This is a genomic window from Pseudomonas sp. WS 5079 (genome assembly GCF_012985465.1).
Classification (GTDB): Bacteria; Pseudomonadota; Gammaproteobacteria; order Pseudomonadales; family Pseudomonadaceae; genus Aquipseudomonas.
In genome coordinates, this window is sequence record NZ_JAAQWN010000005.1 from 16416 (window position 1) to 39565 (window position 23150).

Here is a 23150-nt window from a genome sequence, read left to right on the forward strand (position 1 = left end):
GGAATAGAAGAGGTAGGCCATGGCCGAGGAAGAGCAGCAGCCAACGGCGGAAGCCTTGAAGCAGCGCCGAAAGCGGGAGAAGGCGGCAGCGAAGGACGCTGCATTGGGCGTCGAGAAATTTACAATTGAGGTGGCCGGCATCTTCAAGGCCGACCTCAAACGCCTGATGAAGCAGCACGGCTTCAACAACCAGCAGGAGGTACACCAGACCCTGCTGCGCAACGTAATCGCAGCCGACTTCGAAACGGCGGCGCAGATGCTCAAGTGTGTCACGACACCTTTTGTTGTTACTGAAAAGGTGTCTCGCCTCATCCGGGAGGCGGGGCTGAAGTCGCTTGCCGATGACCCGCCGGAAGCTGACGACGAAATCGAAACACCCGAATAACCCACCCTACTTGCTGCATCCGGCATCCGGAGAGCGGCGCCTATCTGAGGTAACCGCATGAAAACCGAAATGATCACCCTGAAGCACGGTGACGCGTCTATCAAGATGCCCGCTTCCTCTCTGGCAAAACTGGCCATTGCCAGCGTTTTCGCTCAGGTGCTACCGCCAGCGGCGAACGTTCAACCTGTCGCATTCACCGAGGCACCTGCCGTCGGCGAGTACTGGACCGGCCAAGGCGGCATCAACGCCGGCTACGTAGCTGCCCGTGGCAATGTTCCAGCCCACTACCTGATCCTCGGTGACAAAGACTTGGGCGAATTCAAGTGGGGGCGCTATCAAGAAGAGTCGGCAGCTATCAGTAAATGGGATGGCGACTCCAATACTCAGGCCCTTGTTGAGGCAGGCGGCCACCCTGCTGCTGAGGCCGCGAACTCATACCAGGCTGACGGTCATGCCGACTTCTACCTGCCAGCTGCCACGGAGCTCTATCAAGCCTGGGCCCACGACTTGATAGCGAAGGGCGCGTACTGGTCATCATCGCAGCGCTCAGCCGACTTCGCAGTCTACCTGACCTTCGGTGATGGCTATCAGTACTACGACGACAAGAGCGACGAGCTCCGTGTCCGCCCCGTCCGCAGATTCTTTATTTAATCATTCATCCATTCGTTCTTGATCCGGCACACCAGGGCGCACAGCGCCTTTTTTGTTGCCTTCGAAAAGAGGAAGCATCATGTCCGCAGTTGAGAAAGCAGCACCAGCAGTAACCACCCCCGCAATCGGTCAGGCCTACGGCGGCGGCTTCGTCACCGGCATTACCCGCGACCCGGCCACCGGCAAGCGCTCTCTTCACATCTCCGCCGGCGCCGCTCACGAACTGGTCGGCGCCTGGGGCGAGTACGGCGTCAAGATCGAGGGTGCCGACAGCTTCACCGACAGCCTGGCCAACACCCAGGCCATGGCGGCGGCAGGCAGCGAGCTGGCTGTGAAGGTGCTAGCCCTGGATATCGGTGGCTTCACCGACTGGGCAATCCCGGCGCGCGACGTGCAAGAGCTGCAATACCGCCACTTCAAGCCGACCACCGAAGAGAACTGGGCGAACTCGCGCAATGGCGACAACCCAAACAGCGAGCCTGTAGGCCTGCTGTACAGCGAAGAAGACCCGGTGCAGACCCTCCACGCCGCGTTCCAGGAAGGCGGTGCTGAAGCGTTCCGCGACACCTGGTACTGGTCGAGTTCGCAGCGCTCAGCCGACATCGCTTTCACCATGACCTTCGGTGATGGCTATCAGGTCAGCGGCGCCAAGTACTACGAGCTCCGTGTCCGCCCCGTCCGCAGCGAATTTATTGATTAATTCGCTTATTTAATCCGGCCGCTTGCGGCCGGTTGCTTCTAGGAGCTGTATCGCAATGGGAATGCACACTGACTTGTCGATCTACAGGGCGGCCATGGGCCTCCTGCACATGGCAACAACGCTCACACGCAACGTACCGCGAGACCTGAAGCAGTCACTCGGCAAGCGAGTGATCGACGAGTGCATCGATGTCCTGATGCTGATTGCCCGTGCCAACGCAACTCAGGACAAGCGGCCACACCTGACCCTGCTGGTCGAGAAGGTGCAGGTGGTCGAGTTCCTGATGCGGCTCTTCAAAGACAATCGCTTTATCAGCATCCCGCAACACGCCCAGGCAATTGAGGTAACGACCTCAATAGGCAAGCAAGCAAACGCCTGGAAACGCTCTACCCCAGCCGCGCCCGCTACCTGAAGGTTACGGCTTTCTGGTCTGTGCGAATTGAATCTGGTCGTGCCGCTGACCTTTGGGTCACCGCCATGCGCACAAGAGATACCGCCGGTCTAAAGCGTCCGGGCAGGTCTTGCGCAGTTTCCTTGCTGATCGGCTATGCCTTCGGCTCGGTGACGTAGATAGCACGATAGGTCGCAGCGCTCAGCCAACAACGCATTCAACATGAACTTCGATGATGGCAATCAGAACAACAACGACAAGAACAACGAGCTCCGTGTCCGCCCCGTCCGCAGATTCGACTTTGGGTCCCTACCCGTTTCAGGATCTGGTCCAGGCCTATTACGACTGCCGACGCACCAAGCGCAACAGCGACAGCGCGCTGGCTTTCGAGATAGACCTGGAGCGGAACCTGATCCAGTTGCACGACGACCTGGTCAGCGGCAATTACCGCCCAGGTCGATCTATCTGCTTCGTGGTCACCCGACCGAAAGCCCGGGAAGTCTGGGCAGCAGACTTTCGGGACCGCGTCGTCCACCACCTCATGTACAACCATGTGGCCCCGCGCTTCTACGCCAGCTTCATAGCGGACAGTTGCGCATGCATTCCCGGGCGCGGCACGTTGTACGCCGCAACCCGGCTTGAGTCGAAGATACGCAGCGCCAGCGAAAACTGGTCGAAGCCTGTCTTCTACCTGAAGTGCGACTTGGCCAACTTCTTCGTCGCCATCGACAAGGCGGTGCTGCGCAAGCAACTGGAGGCCAGGATTACCGAACCCTGGTGGTTGGCCCTGGCCACGCAGATCCTCATGCACGACCCGCGCGAGGATTACGAGACCCGCAGCCCGGCGCACCTGTTCAACCGGGTGCCACAGCACAAGCGCCTGGTAGCACAGCCGGCGCGCCTTGGCCTGCCGATCGGCAACCTGTCGTCGCAGTTCTTCGCGAACGTCTACCTCGACGCCCTGGACCAGTTCGCCAAGCACCAGCTGCGCGCCAAGCACTACATCCGGTACGTCGATGACTTCGTGCTCCTGCATGAGTCACCGCAGCAGCTCAACCAGTGGCTGGCCGAGGTTGAAGCGTTCCTGCCCAGGCTCGGCGCTAAGCTAAACCCCACGAAGACGATCCTGCAGCCCGTGGATCGCGGCGTCGACTTCGTTGGGCATGTCATTAAACCCTGGCGGCGTACCACCCGTAAGCGTTCCCTTGCCCAGGCACTGAAGCGCACCGCCGCGGCTCCGGACGAGGATCTGCGCGAGACCGCCAACAGCTACTTCGGCCTGCTCAGCCAGGCCAGCCATAGCGAGAAAGACCGGGCCGCACTGGCTCGGGTCGTGCTGAAGCGCGGCAACAGCGTCAACGCCGGACTGACAAAGACCTTCCAGAAGACGTAACTCCCCCACTCAACCGCCCGGGCATGGCCCGGAAGGACTCCCCATGCCTACAGAAAACCAAACCCCCAAGCCCGCGCCGAGCCTTGCTACCGGCCACGACCTGGATGCTGCGACCTGGGCCAACTTCGTGACCCGCCTTCGCCATGACTGTGTTGGTGCTGGTGTTCACGATCACTGCACCTCTGCAGCGATCTTCATCGTCCAGGCCAGGCGAATCGTCTACGGGATAGACACCGACTACAGCGACAACCGCGTGCTACTCGATCACTACAATGACAGTGAATGGTTTTCGCCAAAGGAATACTGGGTAGACCAGGACGAGGAGGGCCGTGCAGAGCTGAACAAGGCAATGCAGGACTGGTCGAGCTGCCAGTTCATGAAGGCGGACGAGTCGGATCAGTGGCATGTCCTTGGTGAGCTAGAGGGGCACGTAGTAACCGGCTGGTGTGAGAGCTGGGAGTACATCAACGCTCACTTCACCAAGGATGCGGCCGAGGCATTCATCCGCCGCAAGAAGCACGACTATGGCAAAGGCATGCGGGTCTACGTCGAATCCCAGTACTACGCCTGGGAGTTCAACGCCATCAAGGAAGCGATCCTCGACGGCACGCTGACCTACAAGCCGAAGGAGGTCGCATGAAACGCATCTACCTCAGCGGCCCCATGACCGGCCTGCCTGAACTGAACTTTCCGCTGTTCCACGCCGAGACAGTGCGCCTTCGCGCCCTCGGCTTTGAAGTGGTCAACCCCGCAGAAGTTAACCCCGGTGGCGGATCGTGGGGCGATTGCATGCGCCGCGACATCGTTGAGCTGTTGACCTGCGACACAATCGCCCTGCTGAAGGGCTGGGCAGGCTCGGACGGTGCTTTTCTTGAACTCACTATTGCGTCACGCCTCGGCATGACGGTTGTGAATGCCCATGATCTGGTAACGAGGGAGGCTGTATGAGCGAAGTGAGGAAGTGGTACATCGGGGTATACGGCGGTGAAGCTCAGGCACGGCCTTGCTCCCCTGCCGAGTTCGAGATCATCAACGAGCGTGAGGGTCGGTATTTCGTGCTCAAGGAAGATTACGACAGCGCCGCGCAGTGCTTCCTTACCGCTGCTGAGGGATGCGTCGCGGCTGAGCGACGCGAGCGGGCCCTGCAACAGCGCCTGACCGCAGCGGATGAGCGGGAAGATGCGCTGTGCAGTCTCGCGCCAGAGGCTGAACTGGCCTTGAAGGCGCTGAATGTGGCCGTCAGCGTTTATGACGTTGAACTGGCAGATAGTGCTCGGCGTGGGCTGCGCTTGATTATCGCTGCACTCAAGCCAGCAGAGGGCGACCGCGATGACGCATAAGTGCTACCGCCGCGATCCAGAGGTGCGCGCCGTCGCAGATCTTGTGAGCGATGAGCAGATGCAGAGCTCGTTCCAGGGCACCAACTTCGGCCACGATGATTTCCGGGGGTTGCTGGCCCAAGGCTGCATCAAGGCACTGGCGGGCTGGCACCAGGGCCACACGCTGACGACCATCCTTGAAGAGCTGCGGCTGATCACCTGGAATCGGCAGGTTGGCAAGATCAAGGTCACAGCCAAAGGCCGCCACTACATTTGGCTCGCGTTCAAGTGCCGCCCGGGCGTCTGATCCCGAAAGGAGTACATCCGTACTCCGCCCGCAAAACCTGTAACCCCTCCCCCTTCAAAGTCAGCCGCTATAGCGGCAAGGACGAAGTCATGCCCAAAGAAAAGTATCCGCTCGCCGTCGAGAGCGTTGGCGGTGACACCTACATAGTAATGAGCCGCGGGCACCACGACCTGCGCGTGTTCATGGCAGAAGTCATCAAGGATTACGGCGACTGGAATCTCGGCGGTGCGCAGCACGTCTGGATCAAAACAACCCCTACCAAAGGCGGCTGGAACTACAACATCGTAGACCAGAACACCCGCGGCGCCTGGCCGGCGACCTATTGCTGGGAGTACGGCGAGGGGTATGAAGAGTGGCGGCAGGTGAAGCCATGCGCCTGAAGAAAGCTGAGCGCGAACAAGTGCGCCTGAAATATGGCGGGCACTGCGCCTACTGCGGGGTGCTGCTGGGTGACCGATGGCACGCCGACCACCTGGCGCCTGTCGTGCGTGAGCTGCTGTCCAAGCAGACCGTCGCCGGCACCTGGAAGCTGGTATCCGGCAAGCCGCTACGCCCAGAGCATGACGTGCTGGAGAACATGATGCCGGCCTGCGCGCCCTGCAACATCAGCAAGGGTGGCCAAACCCTGGAAGGCTGGCGGACTTGGATCGCCGGGCACGTCAACTCCCTCAACAGCTACCACCCCATCTATCGCCTGGCCAAGTCCTACGGACTGATCGCCGAGACAGGCGCGCCAGTGGTGTTCCACTTCGAAAAGGTGTCGCCATGAAGCTCACAGAGAAGCAGCAACTCGTCCTCGATGAGCTGCGCAAGATCGGGCGGAAAAACGCCCATCGCTATCGAGACAGCCAGCCGTACCTGCATCAGAAGGATTGCGAGAAGCTGGCGCTCGGTGACCAGGCGTGCGTGTTCGGCATGGGCGGCCTTACCTTTCAGGTTGGGCATCGCCTCGGTGTATCGGCTCCATCTGTGCTGAGTATCTTCAAGGCTCTTCGCCGCAAGGGGCTGGTAATTCGCGAAGAGAGCTATCCGGACTATCAGCGTGCGCGTTACTGGTGGCCGGTTGGCTTGGCCGCCGAACTCTACGCCGAACTGTCGGCTGAAAAGCGGGTGACGCCATGATCGCCCCCCTCTGGTTCGACTACGTCTTCATCTACAAGGGGCCAAGGTCATGAGCAGACAAGTTACCGAGCGCGACTTCCGAATGCCCGAGTTCCGGGACGCCAAGATTGAGGACTACGAAATCCGCGCAGACGGCAAGGTAGTCCGAAAGGATCGGTGGGAAACAGGCATCCACCAGATTAAGGGCATCGTCGGATCGAGTCGCGGCGAGTTTGAAATCGCCGATGTGGTCGATGCGGTACGAAAGCTCAGGGGCAACTGGGAAGATGCCGATCCAGATGAAGACCCGGGCCACCAGACGATAGATCTGCGCCTTTCCTGCGGGACGGTCCTGGCGCGATGCGAGCGTGGACCAGGCCAACCGCCTTTCACCTACCACTGGCAATTCGGCGCTATCGACTTTACCCGTACTGACTTCGGCGCCGATGTCATCGAATGGCAGAGGTCGCCCGAAGCGACCGACGCGACAGACTAACCCCAATCCCCCTACATGCCTGCCGGTGAGCGGCGGGCGAGGTATTCCTATGCCACAAGAAAAGAATGCATTCCGCGAAGCCGCTATCGAAGCGATCTCGGATATGGCACAGCACCTGCCGCTCGATTGCGAACTGCTGGTGGTGGCCTGCCGCCCAGGCAAGAAAGACTTTGACCTGGTGCTGCCTTCACCCGAGTCGAACCTGAACAACGCCCTCGACGCGCTTCGCCGCAACGGCCTGAGCATCGACGGTGACAACGCCTACAAGTGTGACCTGCTGGACTGCGTTGTCGGTGCCCTGGCCACAGGCGCGCAAAACTCCAACCCGCCACCGGCCGGGCACTGGTGCCAGCGCTTCTGGGATATCGGCCGGGAAGAACGCGCAATGCAGGATGAGCTGCTCGAAAGCCTATCCAACTTGGTAGGCCTGGCGAAACTCGGCGCCGCCAGGCTCGACAAGTACCACGCAGCCCTTGCCCACGCCGAAACGGTAATAGCAAAAGCAACCAGCTAACCCACCTTCTGCCGCCCAGCGCGGCAAGGACACCCCATGTACGCAACGAAACTCACCCTGCTCATCACGGCCATCGTGTTGTACGTGGCGGGGTCCACCTTCTGGTTTTTCTGGCAGGTGCCGGAGCTGCTCTCCACCGGTACCGAACAGACCCTGGTCGCAGCATTCGCCGGCTCCGTCGCCTGGATGCTGCTCACCTTCGGTTTCATTATCCACATCATCAAGACAACGCGGCCCAAGGCAGCCGGCGGGAGGTAGCTATGGCACGACTTATTGCGCAGATCACAGTAAAGCTGCCGCGCCTCATGGAGGCCGGCGAATACAGGAAGTTGCGGTATGTCGGCGGAAAGCCGAGCCTGCAGCAATTGAAGAAATGGATTGAGGAAGGCGAAGTGATTGGAGAGGTAAAGGGCGGGATGTATTTCGTCGATGTGCAGGCGGCGGTCATGGGCTCGAGTGACCCGCTGCTGGCCAAGATGCTGGAGCTCGGCTGATGGCTGCCCGGCCCCGCACGCTGCAAAACAGAAAGCTGCCGCCAAACCTTTACCCGAATGGGAAGTATTGGCGGTATCGCAACCCGGTCACCGGAGTGATGACCAGCATCAACCGACCACTGGAGGAGGCAATCAAGCTGGCCCGGGCGGCTAACCTCAAGTTTGCCGAGCTCGTCGTCGATGACGGCTCGCTTCTGGCGGTGCTGACCGGCGACCGCTTGCCTATCGTGAGCAACCTGCTCACGCGATTCGAAGAGGAGTGGCTGCCGGACCGGTCATATGCCGCGCGCACCCTCGAGGAAATCAAGTTCAAGCTTGAGCGGTACCGGCAGGATCTGGGCGACCGGCTGATAGGCCAGCTGGATGTGCTGGCCATGGCCGAGTACCTCGACAACTTCAGCAACAACGCCTACACGAAGCACCGCGGGCTGTGGGTGCAGATCTTCGCCTTTGCAGTAGCCAAGGGCCTCGCCGAGCGTAACAACGCCGAGCTGACCCTGGTGAAGAAAGAGACCGAGAAGAAGCGGCAGCGCCACACGCTCGACGGTTTGAAGTTGATCATCGAGGCGGTGACCACGCCTCCCTGGCTGAAGCGGGCAATCCGCCTGGCCCTGGCCAGCCTCCAGCGCCGGGACGACATCGTCACATGGCTCAAGTCCGCTGCGGATATGGAGAAGAACACGCTCACCGTCTCCCCCGGAAAGACCCAGGGTTATGAGAACCCTGTGCACCTCAAAATCACCATGGGCGCTGCGCTGCGGGAGGTGGTCGGGGAATGCCTGCGCTCGCCGCTCGCGTCGCCCTACCTGATCCACTACAAGCCCAAGGCCCGCCGGCGGGAACAGATCGACGCCAAGGACCACTGGACATCGGTGACGCCTGACTACCTGACCAAAGAGTTCAGCAAGGCCAGGGACGCAGCGCATGCCTACGACCATGTGCCGGCCGGTGAGCGACCCACTTTTCACGAGATCCGCGCATTGGGTGCCTGGCTGTATGAGCAACAGAAATTCCCACAGGAATACATCCAGGCGCTCATGGGGCACGCGGACGAGAAGATGACGAAGCACTATCAGGAGGGGCACGACGAAAAGAAGATCGAGTACCTGGAGGTGGGCGCCGAATTGGCGTTCTGAGGTGGGAGTTTTGCAAAAGTTTTGCAAAAGTTTTGCAAATCGCAGGCAACAAAAAAGGGCCCACCTTTCGGTAAGCCCTTCTAGACCGCCCAGCAGAGCGGATTTTGTTTGGTAGGCGCGATTGGACTCGAACCAACGACCCCCACCATGTCAAGGTGGTGCTCTAACCAACTGAGCTACGTGCCTGCTGTGAGGCCGCATTCTACGGAATTCCCGAGGGGTGTCAACACCTTTTTTGCAGCTAAGCCTATGAATATGCGAATTTTTTATTTTTTATTGGCGCCGCTGCTTTTTCCGGGTGGCTGGCAGGGCATTTTCAACTGAGGTAGGATCGGCGCACTCGTAAAAAATATAAAACAGAGGTTCCAGTATGGCGAACACCCCCTACCCCCAGTCCTATTACGCCGCGTCCGCCAATGCGGTACCTCCCCGGCCAGTGCTGCAAGGTGAAGTCGAAACCGATGTATGCGTGATCGGTGCGGGCTATACCGGGTTGTCGAGCGCGCTGTTCCTGCTGGAGAACGGCTTTCGTGTGACGGTGCTGGAAGCCGCGAAGGTAGGTTTCGGTGCATCCGGGCGCAATGGTGGCCAGATCGTCAACAGCTACAGCCGTGATATCGATGTGATCGAGCGTAGCGTCGGTGCGCAGCAGGCACAGCTATTGGGGCAAATGGCATTCGAGGGCGGCAGGATCATTCGTGAGCGGGTCGCCAAGTACCAGATCCAGTGCGATTTGAAGGACGGCGGTGTATTCGCCGCGCTCAATAGCAAGCACATGGGCCACCTGGAGTCGCAGAAGCGCTTGTGGGAACGCTACGGCCATACTCAATTGGAACTGCTCGACGAGCGGCGCATCCGCGAGGTGGTGGCCTGTGAGAACTACGTGGGCGGCCTGCTGGACATGAGTGGCGGGCATATCCATCCGCTCAACCTGGCATTGGGTGAAGCGGCAGCCGTGGAGTCCCTGGGTGGCACGATCTACGAACAGTCCGCCGCCGTGCGCATCGAGCGTGGCGCCAACCCTGTCGTCCACACCGCCCAAGGCAAGGTGAAGGCCAAATTCATCATCGTCGCCGGCAATGCCTACCTGGGCAACCTGGTGCCCGAGTTGGCGGCCAAGTCGATGCCTTGCGGCACACAAGTGATTACCACGGCGCCCCTGGGTGATGAGCTGGCTAAAAGCCTGCTGCCCCAGGACTTCTGCGTCGAAGATTGCAACTACTTGCTCGACTACTACCGACTGACCAGCGACAAGCGCCTGATCTTCGGCGGTGGCGTGGTGTATGGCGCGCGGGACCCGGCGAACATCGAAGCGATCATCCGGCCGAAGATGCTCAAGGCCTTTCCACAATTGAAGGATGTAAAAATCGACTACGCCTGGACCGGCAACTTCCTGCTAACCCTCTCGCGCCTGCCCCAGGTCGGCCGCATCGGCGACAACATCTACTACTCCCAAGGCTGTAGTGGCCACGGCGTGACGTATACGCACCTGGCAGGCAAGGTACTGGCCGAAGCCCTCAGAGGCCAGGCAGAACGTTTTGATGCGTTTGCCGACCTGCCGCACTACCCGTTCCCGGGCGGCCAACTGCTGCGCACGCCATTTGCGGCGCTGGGCGCGTGGTACTACGGGCTGCGGGACAAGCTGGGTTTCTGATCGATACCCTGTAGGAGCCGGCAAGCCGGCTCCTACAAGTTGCATCATCAAATCGCAGACACAAAAAACCCCGGTCTTTCGACCAGGGTCTTTGCTATCGATCCAATCAAGCATAAAGCTCTTCTTGGCGCTCTCAGGGTGTTCAGTGGACCCTGGAACAGATATGGCGCAGCGGACGGGACTCGAACCCGCGACCCCCGGCGTGACAGGCCGGTATTCTAACCGACTGAACTACCGCTGCGTATCGCTCAGACTGCCGAAGTGTCACCTTCAACCGCGTTCAAACATCTGACCGAACAGCCTTGGCTGTTCAATCTCAAATCCGAAACATCGGACCTGGAAAATATGGCGCAGCGGACGGGACTCGAACCCGCGACCCCCGGCGTGACAGGCCGGTATTCTAACCGACTGAACTACCGCTGCGCGTCGGTGCAACCTTTAACGTTGCGTCTTGCCCTAGGGCAAAACTCTCAAGAAGTGGTGGGTGATGACGGGATCGAACCGCCGACCCTCTGCTTGTAAGGCAGATGCTCTCCCAGCTGAGCTAATCACCCTTTGCTTCGTTGAGGCCGCGAAATTTACGCAGGTAGCGGACCTAAGTCAAGAGCCTGCTTGAAGTTTTTCTGAAAAAGACAAAATCGCTTCAAGACCGCTCCCCGCTCTACTCGCTGTAAATCATCTTCTTGCTCATGCCACCATCCACCACGAACTCTTGCCCGGTGACAAACCCCGCGCTACGCGACAGCAGCCATGCCACCATAGCCGCCACATCCTCAACCGTGCCTACCCGGCCCGCAGGATGCTGCGCATGATCGGCGTCACTCAGTGGCTCTGCACGGCGCGCAGCGGGATCACGGGCGTCGATCCAGCCAGGGCTGACGGCGTTGACCCGCACCTCCGGCCCAAGACTGATGGCCAGCGCGTGCGTCAGGGCTAACAGGCCGCCCTTGCTCGCCGCATAGGCCTCGGTGTCCGGCTCCGACTGCCGGGCCCGGGTCGAGGCCAGGTTGACGATGGAGCCACCATGGGCCCGCAGATAAGGTGCGCAGTGCTTGGCCAGCAACATCGGCCCACTGAGGTTCACCGCCAGCACCCGGTTCCAGTACGCCAGGTCCAGGCTATCCAACGTGATATTGCGCGGATCGGCCACAGCAGCATTGCACACCAGCGCATCCAGGCGCCCGAACTGGCCCAGCACCTCGGCAACTCCCAGCGCCACCTGCTGCTCATCGGCCACATCCATGGTGATAAACCAGGCGTTATCGCCCAGCACCTTGGACACCTTGGCGCCCCGCTCGCGATCCAGGTCGGCCAACACCACTTGCCAGCCTTCGCTGACCAACCAGGCCGCGATCCCCAGGCCGATACCCCGCGCCGCACCTGTCACCAACGCGACCCTGCCATTACTGGCACCAGCCGCCTCCAGGGACCACTCGATCACAAGGCAGCCAGCCCGCGAGCCAGGTCGGCCTGCAAGTCAGCCACGTCTTCCAGCCCCACCGCAACGCGGATCAGGCTGTCGCGGATACCGGCAGCCTCACGCTCCTGCGGGGCCAGGCGGCCATGGGAAGTGGTGCTTGGATGGGTAATGGTGGTCTTGCTATCACCCAGGTTGGCGGTGATGGAAATCAGGCGCGTGGCGTCGATAAAGCGCCATGCGCCCTCCTTGCCACCCTTGACCTCGAAACTGACCACCGCACCGAACCCACGCTGCTGACGCTGGGCCAGTTCGTGTTGCGGATGGCTCTTCAAGCCGGCGTAGTGGACTTTCTCGATGCCGTCCTGCTGCTCCAGCCACTCGGCCAGGGCCTGGGCGTTGGCGCAATGGGCCTTCATCCGCAGGCTGAGGGTTTCCAGGCCCTTGAGGAAAATCCAGGCATTGAACGGGCTCAGAGTCGGGCCAGCGGTACGCAAGAAACCCACTACTTCCTTCATTTGCTCGCCACGGCCGGCCACCACGCCGCCCATGCAACGCCCCTGGCCGTCGATGAACTTGGTGGCCGAATGCACCACAATATCTGCGCCCAGCTTCAGCGGCTGCTGCAAGGCAGGCGTGCAGAAGCAGTTATCCACCACCAACATCGCACCTTTGGCGTGGGCCACTTCGGCGAGGGCGGCGATATCCACCAGCTCTGCCAACGGGTTGGACGGCGATTCGACGAACAGCAATTTGGTATTGGCCTTGATGGCCCCATCCCAGGCAGAAAGGTCCGCCAGCGGCACGTAGTCGACTTCAATGCCAAAGCGCTTGAAGTACTTCTCGAAGAGACTGATGGTCGAACCAAACACACTGCGCGACACCAACACGTGGTCACCGGCACTGCACAGGCTCATGACCACCGCGAGGATGGCCGCCATGCCAGTTGCCGTGGCGACGGCCTGCTCTGCCCCCTCCAGTGCCGCGATGCGCTCTTCGAAAGCGCGTACCGTCGGGTTGGTGTAGCGGGAATAGACGTTACCCGGCACTTCGCCAGCAAAGCGTGCCGCCGCGTCTGCCGCAGTGCGGAATACGTAGCTGGAGGTGAAGAACATCGGGTCACCATGCTCACCTTCCGGCGTGCGGTGCTGGCCGGCGCGCACAGCCAGGGTATCGAAAGCCACGCCATCGAGGTCGCTGTCCAACCGACCGGCATCCCATTCCTGACTCATGCTGCCACTCCTTCACTCAATTCTTTATTTAAGATACAAAACCGGCCCCTCAGGGCCGGTAGTTACTCAGTTGTTGTACAGATCGATGATCGCGCTGACCGCCTGGGTCTTGATCTTGGAGGAGTCGTTACGCGCCTGCTCGATCTTGTTCAGGTAAGCCTCGTCGACGTCACCGGTCACGTACTTGCCATCGAAAACCGCGCAATCGAAATGCTCGATCTTGATCTTGCCGCCGCCAACCGCTTCGATCAAGTCAGGAAGATCCTGATAGATCAGCCAATCAGCGCCGATCAGGTCAGCCACATCCTGGGTCGAACGATTGTGCGCAATCAACTCGTGGGCGCTCGGCATGTCGATGCCGTACACGTTCGGGTACCGCACCGCAGGCGCAGCGGAACAGAAGTACACGTTCTTCGCCCCGGCTTCACGGGCCATCTGGATGATCTGCTTGCACGTGGTACCCCGCACGATGGAGTCATCCACCAGCATCACGTTCTTGCCGCGGAACTCCAGCTCGATGGCGTTGAGCTTCTGGCGTACCGACTTCTTGCGAGCCGCCTGGCCCGGCATGATGAAGGTGCGGCCGATGTAGCGGTTCTTGACGAAACCTTCGCGGAACTTGACGCCCAGGCGAGTGGCCAGCTCCAGCGCGGCGGTACGGCTGGTGTCCGGGATCGGGATAACCACGTCAATGTCGTGCTCCGGACGCTCGCGCAGGATCTTCTCGGCGAGCTTCTCACCCATGCGCAGGCGCGCCTTGTACACCGAGACACCGTCGATGATCGAATCCGGACGCGCCAGGTAGACGTGCTCGAAGATGCATGGGGTGAGTTTCGGGTTGATCGCGCACTGACGGGTATGCAGCTTGCCATCTTCGGTGATGTACACCGCTTCGCCCGGCGCCAGGTCACGCACCAGGGTGAAACCCAGCACATCCAGGGACACGCTTTCGGAGGCGATCATGTACTCGACGCCTTCGTCGGTATGGCGCTGGCCGAACACGATCGGGCGGATGCCGTGGGGGTCGCGGAAACCGACGATCCCGTAGCCGGTGATCATTGCCACGACCGCGTAGCCACCCACGCAGCGGTTGTGCACGTCAGTCACGGCGGCGAACACGTCTTCTTCGGTCGGCTGCAACTTGCCGCGCTGGGCCAGTTCGTGGGCGAACACGTTGAGCAGCACTTCCGAGTCGGAATTGGTGTTGACGTGGCGCAGGTCAGATTCGTAAATCTCCTTGGCCAACTGCTCAACGTTGGTCAGGTTGCCGTTGTGCGCCAGGGTGATGCCATAGGGCGAGTTGACGTAAAACGGTTGAGCTTCGGCCGAAGTCGAGCTACCGGCAGTCGGGTAACGCACATGGCCAATGCCCATGTGCCCGACCAGGCGCTGCATGTGACGTTGATGGAACACGTCACGTACCAGGCCATTGTCCTTGCGCAGGAATAACCGGCCGTCGTGGCTGGTCACAATACCGGCAGCGTCCTGGCCGCGGTGCTGGAGGACGGTTAGCGCGTCATACAGCGCCTGATTGACGTTCGACTTACCGACGATACCGACGATGCCACACATGCGACGCAACCCCTACTTAATGAATCTTGACTGAACACTACTTACTGCGGCGTGTTGCCCGGCAAGAGGTGCTCCTTGAACGGAAGATCAGCGGGTACGCTGATTCCGCTGGCCAGCCACTGACTGCTCCACCCCAATATGAGGTTCTTGGACCAGTCTGCAACCAATAGAAATTTTGGCACGAGACTCGACTCCTGCCACCACGAATCCTGCTGTACCGGGCCCAGGCTCAACAGCCCGACCGCAATGACCACCAGCAGCGCGCCACGCGCGGCACCGAAGGCCATGCCGAGAAATCGATCGGTCCCGGAGAGGCCGGTGACACGTATCAATTCGCCGATAAGATAATTGACCATTGCTCCCACCAGCAGCGTGGCGATGAACATGATGGCGCAGCCCGCGATGACACGAGCCGAAGGTGTTTCGATATAACCGGCCAGGTAAACGGCCAGGGATCCGCCGAACATCCAGGCGACGACTCCTGCAACGATCCAGGTCAGCAGCGATAATGCTTCTTTGACGAAGCCGCGGCTTAGACTGATCAATGCGGAGATGGCGATGATGGCTACGATCGCCCAATCAACCCAGGTAAATGGCACAGTGCAGCCTACAGACGGATAAGGCGGCGCATTTTAGCAGAGCGCCGGGCTATCGGTAAGCGGTGTTTGGTGGTCCATTGCAAATCAATGGGTTGTGGCAAGCTACGACCATCTCAAGACAGGCACAAACCAATGTGGTAGCGGGCTTGCCCGCGAAAGAGGTGTGCCAGCCAACTAAAATATCGGCTGATGCACCGCTATCGCGGGCAAGCCCGCTCCCACACAAGCACGCACAGTGTATTGCCAGAATCAGCCGCGCTCTGGCTGGAAGCGCACCACAAAACCTTTCAGGTTCTGCTGGCGACCCAACAGGTCACGCAGGCGGTCCGCCTCGGCGCGCTCGATCAGCGGCCCGACAAATACCCGGTTCTTGCCATCGGCAGTCCGGATATACGCGTTATAACCCTGGCTGCGCAGGGTTTTCTGCAAGGCTTCGGCACTTTCGCGATTGGACAGGCTGGCGAGTTGCACCGACCAACTGATCGGCAAGCCATTCGGATCAATACGACTTTGCCCCACATCAGGCTTGCCCGGGGCTGCCGGCTGCGGCGCCACTGGCTTCGGGGCCGGAGCAGGTGTAGCAGGCTTGGCCGCCACCACCGGTGCAGGAGCAGGCTTTACCACCGGCACACTCGGCTGGATCGGCGCCGAAGGTGCTTGCTGTTCGGCAATTTCCGTATCAGTCGGCACCGGCTCTTCCTCGGGCAACGCCTGCGGCTCAGGCACCACCACTGGCTCGACCTGGACCTGCGGCATCACCGGGGCCTGGGGCGCAGCCGGGGCCTCAACCGTGACCTGGCGCTGCTCGTCCTGGCGAGAAAACAGCATCGGCAGGAAAATCACCGCCAACGCCACCAATACCAGGGCTCCGACCATTCGCTGCTTGTATGCGCTATCCAGTAATGCCATGTGCAGCTTCCTCCGTGGAGCGCCGGGCCAACCACTCAAGCGCCTCGGCAACACAATAAAATGATCCGAACAACAGAATCTCGTCCTCGGCCGTTGCCACCGCGCATTGAGCCTCCAATGCAGCGGTTACGCTTGCATGGGACGTCACCGTCGCGCCAAGGTTCTGCAACACCGCCTGCACATCATCGGCCATACGGGTGCGCGGCGTATCCAGCGGGGCGACTGCCCAGGACTGCACACTGCTCAGCAAAGGCGCGACCACACCATCCAGATCCTTGTCCGCCAGCAGGCCGAACACCGCCAGGCGCCGACCCGCTGGCACTTGGCCGGCCAAACGGCGTGCCAGGTACTGTGCAGCATGCGGGTTGTGCCCAACATCCAGCAACAGGTTCAAGCGCTTGCCTTGCCATTCGAACGAACGACGATCCAGGCGCCCGACCACCTGCGTACGCTGCAAGGTATCGGCGATCTGCGCGCCATTCCACGGCAGATCCAGCAACAAGTAGGCCTGCAGCGCGAGTGCCGCGTTTTCCATGGGCAGGTTCAGCAGCGGCAGGCCGTGCAACTCGACGCCCTGGCCCCGCGTATCGACACCGCGCCACGACCATTGGTCACCAGACACCTCCAGGGCAAAATCACGGCCCCGCAGGAAAAACGGGCAATCCAGCTCGCGCACCTTGTCCAGCAAGGTATGCGGCGGGTCCAGGTCACCACACAAAGCCGGCTTGCCCTGACGGAAGATCCCGGCTTTTTCATAGGCCACGGATTCGCGGGTATCGCCCAAGTAATCGGCATGATCCACACCAATACTGGTGACCAACGCCAGGTCGGCATCCACCACATTGACGGTATCCAGGCGACCACCGAGGCCGACTTCCAGCACCACCGCATCCAGCTGTTCACGCTCGAACAGCCAGAACGCGGCCAGGGTGCCCATCTCGAAATAGGTCAGGGAAATTTCGCCACGCCCGGCATCCAGCGCCGCAAAGGCTTCGCACAACTGCTCGTCAGTGGCTTCGACGCCGTTGAGTTGCACGCGCTCGTTGTAGCGCAGCAGGTGTGGCGAGCTGTAGACGCCAACCTTCAAGCCCTGGGCCTGCAGCAACGCCGCGACAAAGGCGCAGGTAGAGCCTTTGCCATTGGTGCCTGTGACCGTGATCACCCGTGGCGCAGGCCGACCCAACCCAAGGCGGGCCGCTACCTGTTGCGAGCGCTCCAGACCCATGTCGATGGCTGACGGATGCAACTGCTCAAGGTAGGCGAGCCATTCGCCCAGGGTTCGTTGGGTCATAGGTTTGCAGGCACCGGCGGCACAACGATGGGTTCGACCTTGGGCGCGACGTACACCGGTGTCGGCAAGCCCATCATCTGTGCCAGCAGGCTGCCCAGACGCGGACGCAGTTCGGAACGGGCGATGATCATGTCGATGGCGCCGTGTTCCAGCAGGAACTCGCTACGCTGGAAGCCTTCGGGCAGCTTTTCACGCACGGTCTGCTCGATCACGCGTGGGCCGGCAAAACCGATCAGCGCCTTGGGCTCGCCGACGATTACGTCGCCCAGCATCGCCAGGCTGGCGGAAACGCCGCCGTAGACCGGATCGGTCAGCACCGAGATGAACGGGATGCCCTCTTCACGCAGACGCGCCAGCACCGCAGAGGTCTTGGCCATCTGCATCAGCGAGATCAGCGCTTCCTGCATCCGTGCACCACCGGAGGCGGCGAAGCAGATCATCGGGCAACGGTTTTCCAGGGCGTAGTTGGCGGCGCGTACAAAGCGCTCACCGACAATGGCGCCCATGGAGCCACCCATGAAGGAAAACTCAAACGCCGACACCACTACGGGCATGCCCAGCAGCTTGCCACTGACGGAAATCAGCGCGTCTTTCTCGCCGGTCTGCTTTTGCGCAGCGGTCAGGCGGTCCTTGTACTTCTTGCCGTCGCGAAACTTGAGGCGGTCCACCGGCTCCAGGTCAGCGCCCAGCTCGGCACGGCCATCGGCGTCGAGGAAGATGTCGATACGGGCGCGGGCGCCGATACGCATGTGGTGGTTGCACTTGGGGCAAACGTCCAGGGTCTTTTCCAGCTCCGGGCGGTACAACACCGCGTCGCAGGATGGGCACTTGTGCCATAGACCTTCAGGAACCGAGCTTTTCTTCACCTCGGAACGCATGATCGAGGGGATCAGTTTGTCTACTAACCAGTTGCTCATGCTTTCTTTCTCCAGTACCGGTGGCTTGAACACAGCCCCGCGTATGCCCTTGAGCTAAATTCATTGATGTGGCGATAACAATCACAGGACGGGGTCAGACGTTCGACCAGCCATTTCCTGCACCTGCCCTCAGCCTTCCAGACAACCCGCCAGTGCGTGGCTGCCACTTCATTGGCGCCGCCCGAGGGCAACGCCGGCCTGTTTTACACAGTGGTAGTTACTGACGGCGGCAGACTGCCAGCCGTCACATCGCGCCACTGCTGCTGCGCACTGCCTGCATGAATGCGTGAATCTTGCCAGGATCCTTGATGCCCTTGGCCTGCTCCACCCCGCCGCTGACGTCGACGGCATACGGGCGAACCTGGGCAATGGCCTGCGCCACATTGCCAGCGTTCAAACCGCCCGCCAGGATGATCGGCTTGCTCAAGCCCTGGGGAATCAGCGCCCAATCGAAAGCCTCGCCTGTACCACCGGGAATGCCCTCGACATAGGCATCGAGCAATATCCCACTGGCCCCGGCGTAGGCGGCGCAACTGGCGGCGATATCGTCACCGGCCTTGACCCGCAACGCCTTGATATACGGACGATGGTAGCCGGCGCACTCCTCCGGGGTTTCGTCGCCATGGAACTGCAACAGGTCCAGGGGCACGGCATCCAGGGTTTCATTGAGCTCGCAGGCGCTGGCGTTGACGAACAGCCCCACCGTGGTCACGAACGGCGGCAAGCCGGCAATGATCGCCCGGGCCTGCTGCACCGACACCGCGCGCGGGCTCTTGGCATAAAACACAAAACCAATAGCGTCAGCCCCCGCCTCGACTGCCGACAGCGCGTCTTCCATGCGGGTAATCCCGCAAATCTTGCTGCGAACGCCTGACATATCGTCAAAACCTCAGGGGGCTGTCCAGGAAAGTCCCGGATGGTAACAAATGCTTTTCCGGGCGTCAGCCGCCAAGTTCAGTGAAACCTGTGAGGAAGTGTGGCCCGATGAAACGCTGCGGCAGCTCGAACTCATCTCGGTACTCCACATCCACCAGATACAGGCCGAACGGGTGCGCCGTCACCCCGCCGGTCCGCCGCACCCGGCTCTCCAGCACTTCCCTGGCCCACTCCACCGGGCGCTCGCCAGTACCAATGGTCATCAGCACCCCGGCGATATTGCGCACCATATGGTGCAGGAACGCCCCGGCGCGGATATCCAGGACAATCATCTTGCCGTGACGTGTCACCCGCAGGTGGTGGACTTCCTTGATCGGCGACTTCGCCTGGCACTGCCCGGCGCGAAAGGCACTGAAGTCGTGGATCCCCACCAGATGCTGGGCCGCCTCGGCCATGCGCTCGGCGTCCAGCGGGCGGTGGTTCCAGGTGATTTCTTCGTTCAAGTGCGCCGGACGGATCTGATCGTTGTAGATCACATAGCGGTAACGCCGGGCAATGGCCTTGAACCGCGCATGGAAGTGCGCCGGCATGACTTTGGCCCAACTGACGCTGACATCGTGGGGCAGATTGATATTGGCGCCCATGACCCACGCCTTCATCGAACGCTCGGCCTGGGTGTCAAAATGCACCACTTGCCCGCAGGCATGCACGCCCGCGTCGGTGCGCCCTGCGCACATCAATGAAACCGGCGAGTCGGCGACCTTCGACAGGGCCTTCTCCAGGGTTTCCTGCACAGTCGGCACGCCAGAGGCCTGGCGCTGCCAGCCGCGATAGCGCGAACCTTTGTATTCCACGCCCAGGGCGATTCTGAAAAAGCCGGCGGCCGCCATTTCGGCGGCCGCGTTATCTATATTTGCCAAGAGCTGAGAGCCTGATAGTTGCGCAAAGGCGGCCATTATAAAGTGCCGGGCCTGGTCCTGGGGCATTTTGTGGGAGCTGGCTGGCCTGCGATAGCCTCGCCTCAATTCTACCGAAGGACCGAGTCGCCTCTATCGCGGCCAAGCCCGGCTCCCACCTTTGAATGCAAAACGGCGACCCGAAGGCCGCCGCTGCGTTAATTGCCAGTAATCACGCCAGGCGGCTAAGCATTTCCTTGGCTTCGCTGCGTTGGCCGTCGTCGCCTTCGGTGAGGACTTCGGCCAGGATGTCACGTGCACCACCCTCATCGCCCATGTCGATATAGGCCTGGGCCAGGTCGAGCTTGGTGGCAACTTCGTCGGTGCCCGACAGGAAGTCGAACTCCGGCTCATCGTCGCCCTTGGCGGCATCTTCAGCGGTGAAGCTCGGCTCGATCGACGGGCTTTCCAGGCTCTGGGACAGGCGCTCCAGCTCGGCGTTGACATCGTCAAGCTCGGAGGTGAACGCATCAGGCTTGTCCGATGGCGCAGGTTCGTCGGCCAGGGACAGGTCGAAGTCTTCCGGCAGGTCAAAATCTTCCAGCGCGGCGGGTGTCAGGGTCGGCGGCTCTACCGGTGGCAGGTCCTTCATCTCTTCTTCCAGGCCCGAGAGGAAGTCGTCGTCGGACTGGGAAGCCGGTGCATCCAGTTGCAAGTCGAGATCAAAGTCAGACAAGTCGTCCTCGCTGGCCTTGGCTTCGGTCTGCTGCTGCAAGACCGAGTCGAAGCTCAGGTCATCGACCTCGGGGGCGACCACCGCCGGCGACGCCGCCTCCAGGTCGTCCAGGCTCAGGTCGAAGTCGGTGTCGAACGCATCGGTTTGAGGCGTGGCGGCAGGCGCCGGTTCTTCCTGGAGCAGATCCTTGACGTACTGCGCATCCAGCGCGGCAGCGGCGACTGCAGCACTCACGCCCGCAGCCAGCACGGCCATGGCCGGGTAGCGATTTTTCAACAGTTCGACCTGGGCGTGGTTCTCGCCATTGGCGACCAGTTGGCGCTCCTGGGTCACGAAACCATCCTTGTCGCCCTGCTGGCCGTAGACCTCCAGGAGTTTGAGGCGCAGATCGCTGCGCTTGGGCTCCAGCTTGATCGCTTCTTCCAGCACCGCAGCGGCCTGGTTCAAGTGACCACGGTCCAGATGGGACTGGGCCTGGGCCAGGGCATCAGAGGAACCGGGCTCGATGATGGGCTTGCTCGGCGGCGCCATGCTGGTCGCAACTGCAGCTACAGGCGCCACGGCAACCGGAGCTGGAGCTGGAGTTGGAGTTGGAGCCAGCTTGACGTTTGCCGCCGGGACTTCAAGGCCTTCGAAGCTATCGAGCGACAAGTCTTGTTCAAGTTTTGCGGAAAACTCTGGCTCTTCCGCCAGCGCCCGCGCCATGCGCAGGTGTTTTTTCTCTTCCAGGCGCGCATTGCGATGACGTGCCCACAGCAGCAGGAGCAACAGCACTAGAAGGCCGGCAGCGCCGCCGATCACCCCGAGAACAATGGGGTTGGTCAGCAGGTCATTGAATTTGCCTTCGGCGCTGGCCTCGGGCGCAGGCTCAGCCGGGCTTTGCACGGGCGCAACCACCGGCGTTTCGGCCGCCGGAGCAGGCGCAGTCGGCGCCGCAGCCAGTTCGGCAGGTATTACCGCCGGCTGCGCCGGGGCGCCGCCTTCGGCCTGCAATTTGGCCAATTGGTTGTTCTTCAGTTCGATCAGCCGCTGCAGCTTGTCCAACTGACTTTGCAGGTCAGACATGCGGCTTTTGAGTTCTTCGTTTTCGCGGCGGGTCGAATCCAGGCTTTCCTGGGTCACGGCCAACTTGTTGTTCAGGGCCTTGCTGTCACCTGCGGCGCCTTTGACGCCGGCCTTGGCGGCCTCGGCCGAGACCAGGCTCAGGTTGTCCTTGGCGGCCGTTTGCGACGGCGCTGCGCCAGCCTGGGCGCGCTTGGTGGCGTCCAGTTGCTGACGCCCCGCTGCTTGATTAGCGGCACCGCGACGCCCCTGGCGCCAAGCCGCATTCTGCGCGGTCACTTCGGCAATCGCCTGGGGTTGCGGCAGGCTGGTGCTTTGTACCGGATCCGGCAGGCGCAATACCTGGCCGGTCTTCATGCGGTTGATATTGCCGTCGACAAAGGCGTCCGGGTTCAGCGCCTGGATCGCCAGCATGGTTTGCTGGATCGAGCCGCCATTGCGGTTTTTCGCGGCGATTTCCCACAGGGTGTCGCGAGAAGTCGTGGTGTGTTCAGCCGCCTTGGTCACGCTGGCAGCAGCCGGCGTGGCAAGGCGCGGCCCTGGGGCAATGACCTCTGGAGCCTTTTGCTCGAACTTGGCCGGGTCCAGCAAGACGCTGTAGTCCCGCATCAACCGGCCATTGGGCCATTGCACCTGCAACAAGAAGCGTACGTAGGAGTCGGGCAACGGCTTGCTGGAGGTGACGCGCACCACACTGCGGCCACTGGGGTTGAGCACCGGGGTAAAGGTCAGCTCATCGAGGAACGCCTGGCGATCGACACCCGCATCCACAAAGGCCTGGGAAGACGCGAGGCTGGGCACGATATCGGAGGCGCTGAGCCCGCCCACATCGAGCAGCTCGATCTCCACCGACAACGGCTGGTTCAACTTCGACTTGAGGGTCATCTCCCCAAGTTGCAGCGCTTGCGCCATACCGGAGGACAGCGCCGAGACGGCCGCTATTGCTAACACCAGTTTGCGAACTTGAACCATAGCCTCATCCTTTGTTTGAACACTCCTCGGCCCGCGAGAAGGTTGGGTACCGCTGCCATTCGGCATGGCGAGCCGATAGGTCACCGACGCGCAACTTTTCCTGCATGGGGCCAAGCATAGCGCTTGGCTA

Annotated in this window: 28 protein-coding genes and 4 tRNA genes; 18 read left to right on the top strand and 14 right to left on the bottom strand. The window is 61.1% G+C overall.

Going from position 1 to position 23150, the window contains the following annotated elements:
• Nucleotides 1-19 precede the first annotated feature (19 nt).
• The 17 genes from HBO05_RS14440 (at nt 20) to HBO05_RS14520 (ending at nt 8887) form a co-directional block, all read left to right on the top strand.
• Nucleotides 20-385, top strand: coding sequence for a hypothetical protein (locus HBO05_RS14440; protein WP_172313008.1), 366 nt, complete (start codon nt 20-22; stop codon nt 383-385).
• A gap of 57 nt (nt 386-442) precedes the next feature.
• On the top strand, nt 443-1036 hold the full coding sequence (locus HBO05_RS14445; RefSeq protein ID WP_172313010.1) for a DUF1566 domain-containing protein: 594 nt from the start codon (nt 443-445) through the stop codon (nt 1034-1036).
• Nucleotides 1037-1115: 79 nt separating this feature from the next.
• Nucleotides 1116-1736, top strand: coding sequence for a DUF1566 domain-containing protein (locus HBO05_RS14450; protein WP_172313012.1), 621 nt, complete (start codon nt 1116-1118; stop codon nt 1734-1736).
• A 55-nt stretch (nt 1737-1791) separates the two neighbouring features.
• Nucleotides 1792-2148 (top strand): four helix bundle protein, encoded by a 357-nt coding sequence (locus tag HBO05_RS14455; protein WP_172313014.1) that lies wholly within the window; start codon nt 1792-1794, stop codon nt 2146-2148.
• A 211-nt stretch (nt 2149-2359) separates the two neighbouring features.
• On the top strand, nt 2360-3520 hold the full coding sequence (locus HBO05_RS14460; RefSeq protein WP_262381417.1) for an RNA-directed DNA polymerase: 1161 nt from the start codon (nt 2360-2362) through the stop codon (nt 3518-3520).
• 43 nt (nt 3521-3563) lie between these two features.
• The gene (locus HBO05_RS14465) at nt 3564-4160 is read left to right on the top strand and encodes a hypothetical protein (protein WP_172313016.1); all 597 of its coding nucleotides are present in this window, start codon (nt 3564-3566) and stop codon (nt 4158-4160) included.
• Nucleotides 4157-4468, top strand: coding sequence for a DUF4406 domain-containing protein (locus HBO05_RS14470; protein ID WP_172313018.1), 312 nt, complete (start codon nt 4157-4159; stop codon nt 4466-4468). The genes HBO05_RS14465 and HBO05_RS14470 overlap by 4 nt, the downstream gene beginning before the upstream one ends.
• Nucleotides 4465-4860, top strand: coding sequence for a hypothetical protein (locus tag HBO05_RS14475; protein ID WP_172313020.1), 396 nt, complete (start codon nt 4465-4467; stop codon nt 4858-4860). Before HBO05_RS14470 ends, HBO05_RS14475 begins: the two co-directional genes overlap by 4 nt.
• On the top strand, nt 4850-5146 hold the full coding sequence (locus HBO05_RS14480) for a hypothetical protein (RefSeq protein WP_172313022.1): 297 nt from the start codon (nt 4850-4852) through the stop codon (nt 5144-5146). Before HBO05_RS14475 ends, HBO05_RS14480 begins: the two co-directional genes overlap by 11 nt.
• Before the next feature lie 89 nt (nt 5147-5235).
• Complete coding sequence (locus HBO05_RS14485; protein WP_172313024.1) at nt 5236-5526, top strand: hypothetical protein; 291 nt, start codon at nt 5236-5238, stop codon at nt 5524-5526.
• The gene (locus HBO05_RS14490) at nt 5517-5915 is read left to right on the top strand and encodes an HNH endonuclease (RefSeq protein WP_172313026.1); all 399 of its coding nucleotides are present in this window, start codon (nt 5517-5519) and stop codon (nt 5913-5915) included. Before HBO05_RS14485 ends, HBO05_RS14490 begins: the two co-directional genes overlap by 10 nt.
• Nucleotides 5912-6268: a hypothetical protein gene (locus HBO05_RS14495; RefSeq protein ID WP_172313028.1), complete on the top strand. Its 357-nt coding sequence runs from the start codon at nt 5912-5914 to the stop codon at nt 6266-6268. Before HBO05_RS14490 ends, HBO05_RS14495 begins: the two co-directional genes overlap by 4 nt.
• A gap of 49 nt (nt 6269-6317) precedes the next feature.
• The gene (locus tag HBO05_RS14500; RefSeq protein ID WP_172313030.1) at nt 6318-6743 is read left to right on the top strand and encodes a hypothetical protein; all 426 of its coding nucleotides are present in this window, start codon (nt 6318-6320) and stop codon (nt 6741-6743) included.
• Between the two features lie 49 nt (nt 6744-6792).
• The gene (locus HBO05_RS14505; protein ID WP_172313032.1) at nt 6793-7257 is read left to right on the top strand and encodes a hypothetical protein; all 465 of its coding nucleotides are present in this window, start codon (nt 6793-6795) and stop codon (nt 7255-7257) included.
• A gap of 36 nt (nt 7258-7293) precedes the next feature.
• Nucleotides 7294-7515: a hypothetical protein gene (locus HBO05_RS14510; RefSeq protein ID WP_172313035.1), complete on the top strand. Its 222-nt coding sequence runs from the start codon at nt 7294-7296 to the stop codon at nt 7513-7515.
• A gap of 2 nt (nt 7516-7517) precedes the next feature.
• Nucleotides 7518-7751, top strand: coding sequence for a hypothetical protein (locus tag HBO05_RS14515; protein ID WP_172313038.1), 234 nt, complete (start codon nt 7518-7520; stop codon nt 7749-7751).
• Nucleotides 7751-8887 carry a tyrosine-type recombinase/integrase gene (locus HBO05_RS14520; RefSeq protein WP_172313041.1) on the top strand — a complete coding sequence of 379 codons (1137 nt, stop codon included), beginning with the start codon at nt 7751-7753 and terminating at the stop codon, nt 8885-8887. Before HBO05_RS14515 ends, HBO05_RS14520 begins: the two co-directional genes overlap by 1 nt.
• Before the next feature lie 109 nt (nt 8888-8996).
• Here the strand turns inward: HBO05_RS14520 and HBO05_RS14525 are convergent.
• Nucleotides 8997-9073, bottom strand: a tRNA-Val gene (locus HBO05_RS14525).
• 184 nt (nt 9074-9257) lie between these two features.
• On the opposite strand from HBO05_RS14525, the gene HBO05_RS14530 reads away from it, so the two are divergent.
• On the top strand, nt 9258-10541 hold the full coding sequence (locus tag HBO05_RS14530) for an FAD-binding oxidoreductase (RefSeq protein ID WP_169953476.1): 1284 nt from the start codon (nt 9258-9260) through the stop codon (nt 10539-10541).
• Between the two features lie 164 nt (nt 10542-10705).
• On the opposite strand, the gene HBO05_RS14535 is transcribed toward HBO05_RS14530, so the two are convergent.
• From HBO05_RS14535 to HBO05_RS14595, 13 genes are all read right to left on the bottom strand, one after another.
• Nucleotides 10706-10782 (bottom strand) — tRNA-Asp (locus HBO05_RS14535).
• Nucleotides 10783-10887: 105 nt separating this feature from the next.
• Nucleotides 10888-10964, bottom strand: a tRNA-Asp gene (locus tag HBO05_RS14540).
• A 55-nt stretch (nt 10965-11019) separates the two neighbouring features.
• Nucleotides 11020-11095 (bottom strand) — tRNA-Val (locus HBO05_RS14545).
• Nucleotides 11096-11202: 107 nt separating this feature from the next.
• Nucleotides 11203-11967 carry an SDR family oxidoreductase gene (locus tag HBO05_RS14550; protein WP_170043540.1) on the bottom strand — a complete coding sequence of 255 codons (765 nt, stop codon included), beginning with the start codon at nt 11965-11967 and terminating at the stop codon, nt 11203-11205.
• Nucleotides 11968-11978: 11 nt separating this feature from the next.
• Nucleotides 11979-13190 carry an O-succinylhomoserine sulfhydrylase gene (locus HBO05_RS14555; protein ID WP_169953475.1) on the bottom strand — a complete coding sequence of 404 codons (1212 nt, stop codon included), beginning with the start codon at nt 13188-13190 and terminating at the stop codon, nt 11979-11981.
• A gap of 66 nt (nt 13191-13256) precedes the next feature.
• Nucleotides 13257-14762: an amidophosphoribosyltransferase gene (purF, locus tag HBO05_RS14560; RefSeq protein ID WP_169953473.1), complete on the bottom strand. Its 1506-nt coding sequence runs from the start codon at nt 14760-14762 to the stop codon at nt 13257-13259.
• Nucleotides 14763-14803: 41 nt separating this feature from the next.
• Nucleotides 14804-15361 (bottom strand): CvpA family protein, encoded by a 558-nt coding sequence (locus HBO05_RS14565; protein WP_169953471.1) that lies wholly within the window; start codon nt 15359-15361, stop codon nt 14804-14806.
• Nucleotides 15362-15610: 249 nt separating this feature from the next.
• Nucleotides 15611-16270, bottom strand: a complete 660-nt coding sequence (locus tag HBO05_RS14570; RefSeq protein ID WP_170043451.1) for an SPOR domain-containing protein — start codon at nt 16268-16270, stop codon at nt 15611-15613.
• A complete protein-coding gene (gene folC / locus HBO05_RS14575; protein WP_172313044.1) occupies nt 16254-17561 on the bottom strand; it encodes a bifunctional tetrahydrofolate synthase/dihydrofolate synthase in 1308 nt (435 codons plus the stop codon). Before folC ends, HBO05_RS14570 begins: the two co-directional genes overlap by 17 nt.
• Nucleotides 17558-18478 (bottom strand): acetyl-CoA carboxylase, carboxyltransferase subunit beta, encoded by a 921-nt coding sequence (gene accD, locus HBO05_RS14580; protein ID WP_172313046.1) that lies wholly within the window; start codon nt 18476-18478, stop codon nt 17558-17560. Before accD ends, folC begins: the two co-directional genes overlap by 4 nt.
• 244 nt (nt 18479-18722) lie before the next feature.
• On the bottom strand, nt 18723-19355 hold the full coding sequence (locus HBO05_RS14585) for a phosphoribosylanthranilate isomerase (protein ID WP_172313048.1): 633 nt from the start codon (nt 19353-19355) through the stop codon (nt 18723-18725).
• Between the two features lie 64 nt (nt 19356-19419).
• The gene (gene truA, locus HBO05_RS14590; RefSeq protein WP_169953538.1) at nt 19420-20244 is read right to left on the bottom strand and encodes a tRNA pseudouridine(38-40) synthase TruA; all 825 of its coding nucleotides are present in this window, start codon (nt 20242-20244) and stop codon (nt 19420-19422) included.
• Between the two features lie 238 nt (nt 20245-20482).
• Complete coding sequence (locus tag HBO05_RS14595) at nt 20483-23020, bottom strand: FimV family protein (protein WP_172313051.1); 2538 nt, start codon at nt 23018-23020, stop codon at nt 20483-20485.
• Between the last annotated feature and the right edge of the window lie 130 nt (nt 23021-23150).